An 11,785-nucleotide genomic window follows, 5' to 3' on the forward strand; every position below is an offset into this window, starting at 1 on the left:
TCTAGTTCCGCAGGAACGACGCGATCTCGCTGAATACCTTGACGAACATCGCTTCGGTCAGCACCCCAGTGTTGGTGTTGTAGCGCGAGCAATGATAGCTGGAAAACAGCGTGACGCCGCCGGCCGGCAACCGACCGCCGTGCTTGAACGGATAGGCAGCGACGCGCTGACCGAGCGCCCTGACGGTCGACTGGTGGGCGATCGAGCCCAGCGCCAGCACGGCGCGCAATTTTGGAAAGCGCGCGATCGTCGGCACCAGAAAGCTGCGGCAAGTGGAGATCTCGGCGCCGACCGGCTTGTTCTCCGGCGGCACGCAGCGCACCGCATTGGTGATCGCGGTGCCGATCAGTTCGAGCCCGTCATCCGGCCGCGCCTTGAACTCGCCGCGGGCAAGACCGTGAGCGATCATCGTTGAGTAGAGCAGGTCGCCGGCATAGTCGCCGGTGAACGGTCGCCCGGTGCGGTTGGCGCCGCGCAGGCCGGGCGCCAGCCCGACGATCAGCAGCTCGACGGCGTCCTCGCCATCAGGCGGCAGGAAGGTCGGCACCGGCGCGTTGAACCACGACGGCTCGCGCCGTCGCCAGTCTGAGATGAAATCATGCAGGCGTGGGCAGAGGGGGCAGTCGCGGTCGGGTTCGGGAGCGGCCTCCAAGGCCGCCGCCGTCAATAGTCTTCCTCTTCGACTTCGGCCGGCTCGGGCCTGCGCACCGGCCGTTCGGAGGGATCGCGGCCGACCTCGTTCTTCAGCGAGGTCAAATCGATGAAATGGTCGGCCTGGCGGCGCAGATCGTCCGAGATCATCGGCGGTTGCGAGGCCATGGTCGAGACGATCGAGACCTTGCGGCCGCGCCGCTGCAGCGCTTCGACCAGTGTGCGGAAATCGCCGTCGCCGGAGAAGATGACATAGTGGTCGACGACATCGGCAAGTTCGAGCGCATCGACGGTCAGTTCGATGTCCATATTGCCCTTGATCTTGCGGCGGCCGGTCGAGTCGGTGAACTCCTTGGCCGGCTTGGTCACCACCTTGAAGCCATTGTAGTCGAGCCAGTCGATCAAGGGACGGATCGAAGAGTATTCCTGATCCTCGACCAGAGCGGTGTAGTAATAGGCCCGCAGCAGATAGCCGCGCTTCTGGAAGCTGGACAGCAGTTTGCGGTAGTCTATGTCGAAGCCGAGTGCGCGCGAGGTGGCGTAGAGATTGGCGCCGTCTATGAATAGAGCGATTTTTTCACGGGGGTCGAACATGGCAATATTCCTTTTTCGAAATAGGTGGCGGACTAATCGAAATGGGTCGTTATATCGCTCGGCTCGTAAATAAACCGGCTGACCTATCGTCAACCGAGATAGCGCCAGTATTGCGGCAATCCAAGGGTGCCGGGGCGCACTGCAAGCAATTGTGATCGGAGCCGTGTCGTCGCCGGTAGGCGGGCTTTGCCGGCAAGGCATTCACCGGCGCCAGAGACTGGCATTCGCCAGCCCATGGGGCCACGGCGCCATAATGCTTGTATTTTGGCGGCGTTCGGGTTATGGACCGCGCCTGTTTTCCATCAAATCCAGGCATGAAAGGGGCAATCAATGGCCCGCGTAACCGTTGAAGACTGCATCGACAAGGTCGACAACCGCTTCGAGCTCGTGCTGCTCGCCGGCCACCGTGCCCGCCAGATCAGCCAGGGCGCGCCGATCACCGTGCCCCGCGACAACGACAAGAACCCGGTCGTAGCGCTGCGCGAGATCGCCGACGAGACGCTGTCGCCCGACGACCTCAAGGAAGATCTGATCCACTCGCTGCAGAAGCATGTCGAGGTCGACGAGCCCGAGGCCGACGGCGAGGCGATCGCCGACCAGACCGGCAACGCAGTTGCAGCTACCGATGCCGACGACGCCGAAGAAAACGTCACCTTCGATCGCATGACCGAGGAAGACCTTTTGGCCGGCATCGAGGGCCTGGTTCCCCCGGAAAAGAGCGACGACTACTAATCGCTGCCCTGGACCTGCCGGGAATATGGTTCCGGCACTTCCGTCCCGTGAGTTTCGTGGCTATCTATGAGATGCGCCGTACATCAGTGCGGCGCATCAATCATTTCAGCACCGTGAGAACCCGCCCATGATGCGTCAGTATGAGCTTGTCGAGCGCGTCGCGCGCTACAAGCCTGACGTCAACGAGGCGCTGCTCAACAAGGCCTATGTCTACGCCATGCAGAAGCATGGCCACCAGAAGCGCGCTTCCGGCGATCCCTATTTCTCGCATCCGCTCGAAGTCGCCGCCATCCTCACCGAAATGCACATGGACGAGGCGACGATCGCCGTCGCCTTGCTGCATGACACGATCGAGGACACCACCGCGACGCGGGCCGAGATCGACGATCTGTTCGGCCCCGAAATGGGCAAGCTGGTCGAAGGCCTGACCAAGCTGAAGAAGCTCGATCTCGTCTCCAAGAAGGCCGAGCAGGCGGAAAACCTGCGCAAGCTGTTGCTGGCCATCTCGGAGGATGTCCGCGTTCTGCTGGTCAAGCTCGCCGACCGTTTGCACAACATGCGCACCCTCGACCACATGCCCGAGGCCAAGCGCCTGCGCATCGCCGAGGAGACGATGGACATCTACGCGCCGCTGGCCGGGCGCATGGGCATGCAAGGCATGCGCGAGGAACTGGAAGAGATCGCCTTCCGCTTCATCAATCCGGAAGCCTACCGCGCCGTCACCGCGCGGCTTGCCGAGATATTCGAGCGCAACAAGGGTGTGCTGACCGACATCGAAAAGGCGCTGTCGGCGCTGTTCGAGAAGCATGCCATCAATGCCGGGGTGAAGAGCCGGCAGAAGAAGCCGTGGTCGGTGTTCCGCAAGATGGAGGCCAAGGCGCTGTCCTTCGAGCAGCTCTCGGACATTTTCGGCTTCCGCGTCGTCGTCGACAGCGTCGAAGACTGTTACCGCGCGCTCGGCGCCATCCACACCACATGGTCGATGGTGCCTGGCCGCTTCAAGGATTACATTTCTACGCCCAAGCAGAACGACTACCGTTCGATCCACACCACCATTGTCGGCCCGTCGCGCCAGCGCGTCGAACTGCAGATCCGCACCCGCGAGATGAACAAGATCGCCGAATATGGCGTCGCCGCCCATTCGATCTACAAGGACACCGGCGGCAAGACGAACGGCGCCGCCCATGCGATCTCGAAGGAGACCAACGCCTATGCCTGGCTGCGGCGCACCATCGAGCAACTGGCAGAAGGCGACAACCCGGAAGACTTCCTCGAAAATACCAAGCTGGAGCTGTTCCAGGACCAGGTATTCTGCTTCACGCCGAAAGGCATGCTGATTGCGCTGCCGCGCGGCGCCACGCCCATCGACTTCGCCTATGCCGTGCACACCGATGTCGGCGACACCTGCGTCGGTGCCAAGGTCAACGGCCGCATCATGCCGCTAATGACGGAACTGAAGAACGGCGACGAGGTCGAGATCATCCGCTCCAAGGCGCAAGTGCCGCCGGCGGCCTGGGAGTCGGTGGTGGTCACCGGCAAGGCGCGCTCAGCCATCCGCCGCGCCACCAAGAACGCCATTCGCAAGCAATATTCAGGTCTTGGTGCCCGCATTCTCGAGCGCGCCTTCGAACGCGCCGGCAAGACCTTCACCAAGGAAAGCCTGAAGCCGGTGCTGCACCGGCTGGCGCGCAAGGACATCGAGGATGTGCTGGCCTCGGTCGGGCGCGGCGAACTTGCCTCGACCGACGTCATGAAGGCGGTCTTCCCAGACTACAAGGACGAGCGCGTCACCGTCAGCGCCCCCAAGCAGCGCGAGGAGGGCTGGTCGAAGATCCGCAACGCCGCCGGCATGCTGTTCCAGATGCCCGGCACACGAGCCGCGCGCAAGGACAAGGACCAGCCGCGCGATGGCGCGGTGCCGATCCGCGGCGTGCGCGGCGACCTGCCGGTGCGTTTCGCGCCGGAAGGGGCCGTGCCAGGCGACCGCATCGTCGGCATTGTCCAGCCGGGCACCGGCATCACCATCTATCCCATCCAGTCGCCGGCGCTGCAGGCCTTCGACGACCAGCCGGAGCGCTGGATCGACGTGCGCTGGGACATTGACGAGCAGACCAAGGAGCGCTTTCCGGCGCGCGTCTCGGTCACCGCCATCAACGCGCCGGGCTCGCTCGCCGATATCGCCCAGGTCGTTGCCTCCAACGACGCCAACATTCATACGCTGTCGATGGTGCGCACCGCGCCCGACTTCACCGAAATGCTGATCGATCTCGAAGTCTGGGATCTGAAGCACCTCAACCGGCTGCTGTCGCAGCTCAAGGATAATTCGAGCGTCAGCGATGCGCGGCGTGTGAATGGGTGAATAGTGAATAGTGAATAGTGAATAGTGAATAGTGAATAGTGAAAGAAGGCGCTCTCACTACCATTCACCATTCACCATTCACCATTTCACCATTTCACCATTCACCATGGACATGGGGCGAGTTATGAATACCGACGAGGTGCTGGGCATTTTCCGCGAGGCGGGCGCTGTTCTGGAGGGACATTTCATCCTGACGTCGGGTCTGCGCAGCCCGGTCTTCCTGCAGAAGGCGCGCGTCTTCATGCATGCCGACAAGACCGAGCGGCTTTGCAAGGCGCTGGCCGAAAAGATCCGCAAGGCGGTGCCGAGCAAGATCGACTACGTCGTCGGCCCGGCGATCGGCGGCCTGATCCCGGCCTATGAGACGTCGCGCCATCTCGGTGTGCCTGCAATCTGGGTGGAGCGCGAAGGCGGCGAGTTCAGGCTGCGCCGCTTTGAGATCGCTGCCGGCTCGCGCGTCGTCATCGTCGAGGACATCGTCACCACTGGTCTTTCGATCCGCGAAACCATCGACTGCCTGCGCGCGATTGGCGCCGAGGTCGTGGCGGCGGCCTGCATCATCGACCGCTCGGCCGGCAAGACCAATGTCGGCGTGCCGCTGATCGCGCTTGCCGAATATGAGGTCCCGGCCTATCCCGCCGACCGCCTGCCGCCGGAACTTGCCGCCATTCCCGCCGTTAAGCCAGGAAGCCGCAACATCTAGGGGACATCACAATGATCGCCGGCATCGATCATTTCGTGCTGACGGTCCGCTCGGTGGAGGACAGCTGCGCCTTCTACCAGCGGGTGCTTGGCCTGAAGCGCCTCGACGAGCCGGAGCGGCCGACGGCGTTGCTGTTCGGATCGCAGAAGATCAATCTGCATCAGGTGGGCCGCACCTTTGAGCCCAAGGCCAAGGTGCCGATGCCTGGGTCCGGCGATTTCTGCCTGGTCGCCGCAAGGCCGCTTGCCGAGATTTGCGCCCGTCTGGAAGCCAATGGCGTTGCCATCGAAGTCGGTCCGGTCGAGCGCACCGGCGCCCGCGGTAAGATGATGTCGGTCTATTTCCGCGATCCGGACAGCAATTTGGTCGAAGTCAGCGAATATCGGGAATAATCTATCCGCCTCGGCGTCGTCTCGCGCGGGCCTTGCCGTCGTCGGGGAGCTTTCATCGATATTGTCCTCAGTTTCGCCCCAATGGCGCTCTTGTTACAGGCCTGCGGCAGACCATCGCGGCGGCGTTTCATTGTTACGCGGCAAGGCAGTCGCTATATCAAAGTCGTTGTTGCCTTTCTGCGCCCTCGAAGCGCAAGATGGAGCGACCGCGCCCGGCCAAGGATGGTTGCAATGGGCGTGATGAACCGGGAACTGGAACAGAGTGCTTTTTCGACGCCGAAAGCCTGATGGCATTCTGGAGCGGGTGCGTACCTATCTGTGGCCGCGCCGCTCGTTTTCGCGCTCGTTGCAATATTTCTCCAAGCGCATCCTGCGGCTGAAGGCGACACCGCATGCAGTGGCGGCCGGCGTCGCGGCCGGCGTTTTCGCCTCCTTCTTTCCGCTCGGCTTCCATTTCGCCGTCGCCGCCGTGCTCTGCTGGGTGGTCGCCGGCAATCTGGTGGCCGCCGCCCTCGGCGCGGTATTCTTCGGCAATCCGCTGACTTTCCCGCTGCTGTGGGGAGCGTCCTGGGAAGTCGGCAAGCTGATCCTGCATGAACGCCTGCCCAAGAACGGACCGCCTGCGCATCTTGGTGAGATGATGCACACGCTGTCGTTTGCAAAGCTGTGGCACCCGGTGCTCGAGCCGATGCTGATCGGCGCTGTGCCGCTCGGCCTGATCTTCGGGCTGATCTTCTACGGTATCACCCGCTGGGGGATGACAGCCTTTCGCGAGCAGCGCAGGAAGCGCATGGCAGAGCGGGCGCATAAGGCCGGGCACCGCGGACGGGAAGTTCCGGCGGAATGATCATCGGCATCGGCAGCGACCTGATCGACATCAGACGCATCGAAAAGTCGCTGGAACGGCATGGTCAGCGCTTCATCCAGCGCATCTACACCGAGGTCGAACAGGTCCGCTCGGAAGGCCGCAAGGGCCGCGCCGCCTCCTATGCCAAGCGCTTCGCCGCCAAGGAGGCCTGCGCCAAGGCGCTTGGCACCGGCCTGGCGCAGGGCGTGTTCTGGCGCGACATGGGGGTCGCCAACCTGCCCAGCGGCGCGCCGACGATGGCGCTGACCGGGGGAGCGGCGGCACGGCTGGCCAAAATCCTGCCACAGGGGCACAGAGCGGCGATCCACCTCACAATCACCGATGATTTCCCGCTTGCTCAAGCCTTTGTGATCATCGAGGCGTTGCCCGCCGAACAAGCGCCACATTGATTGCATCAGACGACCGCCATCTAACGCCGACTTGACGTTGCCCAGCGCGCGCCGAGACTCTATACCATCCAACGCACAATCGAGGACGACATGAGCGTGGCTGAAAAATCCGAGAAGAAATCCGGCGGGCTTGGCGAAATCGTCAGCGTCATCATCCAGGCTTTGCTGCTGGCCATGGTCATCCGCACGTTGCTGTTCCAGCCCTTCTCGATCCCGTCCGGCTCTATGCGGCCGACCTTGCTCGAAGGCGACTATCTGTTCGTCACCAAATGGTCCTACGGCTTCTCGCGCTATTCGCTGCCATTCGGCCCCGACATCTTTTCCGGCCGCATCTGGGGTTCCGATCCGAAGCGCGGCGACGTGGTGGTCTTCAAGTTCCCGCCGGATCCGTCGCTCGACTACATCAAGCGCGTCGTCGGCCTGCCGGGGGACAAGATCCAGATGAAGGACGGCCAATTGTTCATCAACGGCCAGGGCGTGCCTCGTGTGAAAACCGGCCAGATCCAAAATCCTGATATCACGGAAGTGCCTGAGCCGGTCGACGTCTATCGCGAGACCCTGCCCAACGGCGTCAGCTACGACACGCTCGACCTGACACCGAATTCGATCACCGACAACACCCGCGAGTTCGTCGTGCCCCCCGGCAACTATTTCATGATGGGCGACAACCGCGACAATTCCTCCGACAGCCGCCTCAGCGTCGGCTACGTGCCGGCGGAGAACCTTGTCGGCCGCGCCAACATCGTCTTCTTCTCGATCGCCGGGAAGGCGAGCCCCCTCGAAATCTGGAAATGGCCGTCGCTCGTGCGCCTGTCGCGCCTGTTCCATTTCGTGAATTGATGGCTTTGAAGCGCCCGACGGGTGAAACTCTGGCCGATTTGGTGACAGCCAAAACCGGCCATTCCTTCCGGGACGTCCGTTTGCTCGAGACCGCGCTGACCCATTCCAGTGCGGTCAAGGCGAGCAGCAACAACCAGCGCCTCGAATTCCTTGGCGACCGCGTGCTCGGCCTGATCGTTGCCGACCTGCTTTTCGAAAAGTTTCCTGAGGCGCCGGAAGGTGAAATCGCCCCGCGCTTCAATGCCCTGGTCGATGCGCGGACATGCTCCGAGATCGGCATTGAAATGCAGCTCGAAGATCTGGTTCGGGCCGACGCTGCCTTGAAGGCGCGCTCGCGCGGCTCGGGCGGAAACTATCTGGCGGATGCGGTCGAGGCGCTGATCGCGGCGGTCTATATCGACGGCGGCCTCGATGCCGCAAGGCAATTCGTCCTGCGCTACTGGGAGCCGCGCTCGCAAAAGGTGGTGGCCAAGCCGCCCAATCCGAAATCCGACCTGCAGGAATGGATCGCCAAGACCAGCGATGTCAGGCCCGAATACGCGATCGAGAAACGCGAGGGACCTGAACATCAACCGGTTTTCACGGTGTCCGTGAAGGTCGGCGGTTTTGCGCCGGCAAGCGGCACGGGCGGCTCTCGTCGCGCAGCCGAAGAAGCGGCGGCATCGGCGTTTCTTATGCGCGAGGGCATCTGGGCCAACCAAGGGAGTGCGGCATGACCGGCAGCGAAGATCTCCCTCCGGCCGCGGAGGCCACGCATTCCGGTTTCGTTGCCCTGATCGGGGCGCCCAATGCCGGCAAGTCGACGCTGGTCAACCAATTGGTCGGCGCCAAGGTGTCGATCGTCACTCACAAGGTGCAGACCACCCGCGCCATCGTGCGGGGCATCGCCACGCATGACAACGCGCAGATCGTCTTTGTCGATACGCCCGGCATCTTCAAGCCGAAGCGCCGGCTCGACACCGCGATGGTGACCACCGCCTGGGGTGGCGCCAAGGACGCCGATATCGTGCTGCTGCTGATCGATGCCGAGCGCGGCATCAGGGGCGACGCCGACGCCATCCTCGAGCGGCTGAAGGACGTCCGCCAGCCGATGGTGCTGATCCTCAACAAGGTCGACCGGGTCAAGCACGAGGCGCTGCTGGCCCTGGCCGCGGCAGCAAACGAAAAGGTGCCGTTCAAGCGCACCTTCATGGTCTCGGCGCTGACCGGCTCCGGCTGCAAGGATTTGCTCGACTATCTCGCGCAAGCGCTGCCGGTCGGCCCCTGGTACTATCCGGAAGACCAGATCTCGGACCTGCCGATGCGCCAACTGGCCGCCGAGATCACCCGCGAGAAACTGTATCTGCGGCTGCATCAGGAGTTGCCCTATTCCTCCCATATCGAGACCGAGAAATGGGAAGAGAAACCGGATGGCTCGGTACGCATCGACCAGACCATCTATGTCGAGCGCGACAGCCAGAAGAAGATCGTGCTCGGCCACAAGGGCGAGACGATCCGCGCCATCGGCCAGTCGGCGCGCATGGAAATAGCCGGCATTCTCGAGCAGAAAGTGCACCTGTTCTTGTTCGTCAAAGTGCGTGAAAACTGGGGCGACGACCCCGAACGCTACCGTGAGATGGGGCTTGAGTTTCCCCATTGAGCTTCATCGTCTAGAAATGCCGCCCCGGCAGTTTGAGACGATGACATGCCTGATCCAAAACCGACCATCGATACCGATCTCGTGCGCCGGCTGGTCAACGCGCAATTTCCGCAATGGCGGCATCTGCCGGTGAGCCCGGTGACGTTTGGCGGTTGGGACAACCGAACCTTCCACCTCGGCAATGATATGACTCTGCGGCTGCCGAGTGCCGCACCATATGCCTTGCAGGTCGAAAAAGAGCACCGCTGGGTGCCCACGCTGGCGCCGCTTCTGCCGCTGCCGATCCCGGTTCCACTGGCGATGGGCGAGCCTGGGGAGGACTACCCCTGGCAATGGTCCGTCTACCGCTGGATCGACGGCGAAACAGCCAAGACCGCCGAAATCGCCGATCGCCGACAGTTCGCGGTCGATCTGGCCAAGTTCCTCATTGCGCTCCGGCGGATCGATCCGGCGGGCGGGCCGCCCGCGGGCCAGCACAATTTCTTCCGCGGCGGATCGCTGAGCGTGTATGACAACCAGACAAGGGAAGCACTCCAGGCGCTGGAGGGGCAGATCGACACCCAGGCGGCCACCGCTGTCTGGGATGCGGCCCTTGCCGCCACCTGGCAAGGGTCGCCCGTCTGGTTTCACGGCGACGTCGCCTGGGGCAACCTTCTGGTCCAAAACGGCCGTTTGAGCGCCATCATCGACTTCGGCACCTCAGGCATCGGCGATCCCTCTTGCGACCTGGCGATCGCCTGGACATTCTTCCAGGGCGAGAGCCGGGAGGCATTCCGGGCTGCCATCGACGTCGATGAAGCGACCTGGGCGCGCGGCCGCGGCTGGACGCTGTGGAAAGCGCTGATCACCGTTGCCGGACACGACGCCAACCAGGCCGAGGCGGAACGATCGCGCCGCGTCATCGACGACGTCCTGGCCGATCACCGGGAATTCGCGTGATCAGAGCCTTTCGACGATGTGTGGGGATCCAATGTCAGCACAGATCGCACGCGGCGCGCCAAAACCTTGATTTAGCCACGCAACCGGTGACAAGCTCCTGCCATGGAATGGCGCGACGAGGGAATCATACTCGGCACCCGCAAGCATGGCGAAACCAGCGCCATTCTCGAGGTAATGACGCGTGCGCATGGCCGCCATCTCGGCCTGGTGCGCGGCGGGCGCTCGCGCAAGCAGCAGCCGGTGCTGCAGCCCGGCAACCGCGTCGACCTTTTGTGGCGGGCACGCCTCGACGAGCATCTCGGCACCTTCCAGGCCGAGGCGATCGAGATGAATGCCGCCCGGTTGATGGACAGCGCAGTCGCCGTCTACGGCCTGCAGACCATGGCCGCGCATCTCAGGCTCCTGCCGGAGCGCGACGCCCATGGCGGCCTGTATGAGACGCTTGCCGTGATGATCGCCCATCTGGACGATTCGGATGCCGCCGGCGAACTGGTGGCGCGCTTCGAACTGCTCATCCTCGACGAACTCGGCTTCGGCCTCGATCTCAGCCAGTGCGCGGCGACCGGCGCCAGGCAGGATCTGGCCTATGTCTCGCCGAAATCCGGCCGCGCGGTTTCGCGCCAGGCCGGCGCGCCATGGCGCGACAAGATGCTGGCGCTGCCGGCCTTCCTGCGGCGCGGCTCCGGCTTGCGGGCGGACCACGCGGCACTCGAGGACGCCTTCCATCTGACCGGTTTCTTTTTCACCCGCCATGTCTACGAGCCGCGCGGCATCGAACAGCCCGATGCCCGTGCCGGCTTCCTCGCCGCCTTGCGCAAGCATCATTCGGGCGGCAAGGCCGCCCTTACGGCAGACGCTGCGCCAGAAGGGGGAGGGAGACTCGGTGGGTGCTGACCTCCGCAAACCGTCCAGGTTCACACCAAAAGCTGCATGCGGGAGCATTCCCTCCCCCTTGTGGGGAGGGTTAGGGTGGGGGTACTCGTAGGGCAAGAGCCTCAGCCGGCTTTGCGATGCTCCATGAAATCATCGAGGATGGCGCGCTGACCGCCGAGGATCTTGAGGCTGGCCTCGGCGAAGGAAAACCAGCCGGCCCTGTCGATTTCGGGAAATTCCCTCGTCACGCCTGACCTGGGCGGCCATTCCATCGTGAACATGTTGCTTTTAACGGCATCGGGATCGAAATCGGCTTCGACACTCCAGGCGATGACGATCTTGCCGCCGGCTTGCCGATAGCTGCCGACAGGTTCGAAATCGCCATCGATGCTGACTCCGAGTTCTTCCCCAGCCTCGCGCCGGGCGGCGGCCAACTCATCTTCATTGTCCTCGACGAGGCCCTTGGGGATCGACCAAGCGCCTTCATCCTTCCTTGCCCAGAACGGGCCGCCGGGATGGACGAGCAGAAATTCGAGAATGCCGGCCCTTGTCCGGTGGATCAGCAGCCCTGCACTTCGTTTCGGCATTCGATTTCCTCGTAGTTCATCCGAGGATAGCATGGCTCCTGGGCAAGTGGCGGCGGCATGCCATTCCTGGCTATCTCAGATGATGGGTGAGGAGAAAGACCGTAGGCCGCTGGAATTTGCCGACGAAACATGCTCGATAACTTCTTTTCGGCCACCATTGCGGTGGCGTGACTTGAATAGCCGTCTGGGGTGGCCGTGTGGCCGCCGCAATTGTCAGTG

At 63.1% G+C, this 11,785-nt stretch carries 14 protein-coding genes; 11 read left to right on the forward strand and 3 right to left on the reverse strand.

The features are described from left to right. Position 1 precedes the first annotated feature (1 nt). Together ACYG9Z_RS22220 and ACYG9Z_RS22225 are read right to left on the reverse strand one after the other, a co-directional pair. Positions 2-667, reverse strand: coding sequence for a uracil-DNA glycosylase (locus ACYG9Z_RS22220; protein ID WP_023705399.1), 666 nt, complete (start codon positions 665-667; stop codon positions 2-4). After that, the gene (locus tag ACYG9Z_RS22225; RefSeq protein WP_023670234.1) at positions 664-1,245 is read right to left on the reverse strand and encodes a LabA-like NYN domain-containing protein; all 582 of its coding nucleotides are present in this window, start codon (positions 1,243-1,245) and stop codon (positions 664-666) included. The genes ACYG9Z_RS22220 and ACYG9Z_RS22225 overlap by 4 nt, the downstream gene beginning before the upstream one ends. Before the next feature lie 330 nt (positions 1,246-1,575). Between ACYG9Z_RS22225 and rpoZ the strand changes: the two genes are divergently transcribed. From rpoZ to recO, 11 genes are all read left to right on the forward strand, one after another. Continuing rightward, positions 1,576-1,977 (forward strand): DNA-directed RNA polymerase subunit omega, encoded by a 402-nt coding sequence (gene rpoZ / locus ACYG9Z_RS22230; RefSeq protein ID WP_023670235.1) that lies wholly within the window; start codon positions 1,576-1,578, stop codon positions 1,975-1,977. A gap of 127 nt (positions 1,978-2,104) precedes the next feature. Continuing rightward, on the forward strand, positions 2,105-4,336 hold the full coding sequence (locus tag ACYG9Z_RS22235) for a RelA/SpoT family protein (protein ID WP_023670236.1): 2,232 nt from the start codon (positions 2,105-2,107) through the stop codon (positions 4,334-4,336). A gap of 124 nt (positions 4,337-4,460) precedes the next feature. Beyond that, positions 4,461-5,039 carry an orotate phosphoribosyltransferase gene (pyrE, locus tag ACYG9Z_RS22240; RefSeq protein WP_023753082.1) on the forward strand — a complete coding sequence of 193 codons (579 nt, stop codon included), beginning with the start codon at positions 4,461-4,463 and terminating at the stop codon, positions 5,037-5,039. Positions 5,040-5,050: 11 nt separating this feature from the next. Next, entirely contained in the window at positions 5,051-5,431 is a 381-nt protein-coding gene (locus ACYG9Z_RS22245; RefSeq protein ID WP_023753083.1) for a VOC family protein, read from the forward strand. 262 nt (positions 5,432-5,693) lie between these two features. After that, positions 5,694-6,278, forward strand: coding sequence for a DUF2062 domain-containing protein (locus ACYG9Z_RS22250; RefSeq protein ID WP_023670239.1), 585 nt, complete (start codon positions 5,694-5,696; stop codon positions 6,276-6,278). Further along, positions 6,275-6,688: a holo-ACP synthase gene (gene acpS, locus ACYG9Z_RS22255; protein WP_023670240.1), complete on the forward strand. Its 414-nt coding sequence runs from the start codon at positions 6,275-6,277 to the stop codon at positions 6,686-6,688. Before ACYG9Z_RS22250 ends, acpS begins: the two co-directional genes overlap by 4 nt. A 90-nt stretch (positions 6,689-6,778) precedes the next feature. After that, positions 6,779-7,528, forward strand: coding sequence for a signal peptidase I (gene lepB, locus ACYG9Z_RS22260; RefSeq protein WP_023670241.1), 750 nt, complete (start codon positions 6,779-6,781; stop codon positions 7,526-7,528). Then, the gene (gene rnc, locus ACYG9Z_RS22265) at positions 7,528-8,244 is read left to right on the forward strand and encodes a ribonuclease III (RefSeq protein WP_023692856.1); all 717 of its coding nucleotides are present in this window, start codon (positions 7,528-7,530) and stop codon (positions 8,242-8,244) included. Before lepB ends, rnc begins: the two co-directional genes overlap by 1 nt. After that, a complete protein-coding gene (gene era, locus ACYG9Z_RS22270) occupies positions 8,241-9,167 on the forward strand; it encodes a GTPase Era (protein ID WP_023670243.1) in 927 nt (308 codons plus the stop codon). Before rnc ends, era begins: the two co-directional genes overlap by 4 nt. A 45-nt stretch (positions 9,168-9,212) precedes the next feature. After that, a complete protein-coding gene (locus ACYG9Z_RS22275; RefSeq protein WP_023753085.1) occupies positions 9,213-10,106 on the forward strand; it encodes an aminoglycoside phosphotransferase family protein in 894 nt (297 codons plus the stop codon). Between the two features lie 102 nt (positions 10,107-10,208). Further along, positions 10,209-11,000, forward strand: a complete 792-nt coding sequence (gene recO, locus ACYG9Z_RS22280; protein ID WP_023670245.1) for a DNA repair protein RecO — start codon at positions 10,209-10,211, stop codon at positions 10,998-11,000. Positions 11,001-11,101: 101 nt separating this feature from the next. On the opposite strand, the gene ACYG9Z_RS22285 is transcribed toward recO, so the two are convergent. After that, complete coding sequence (locus tag ACYG9Z_RS22285; RefSeq protein ID WP_023670246.1) at positions 11,102-11,566, reverse strand: NUDIX domain-containing protein; 465 nt, start codon at positions 11,564-11,566, stop codon at positions 11,102-11,104. Positions 11,567-11,785: the final 219 nt, after the last annotated feature.

Source organism: Mesorhizobium sp. RSR380A (genome assembly GCF_054719385.1).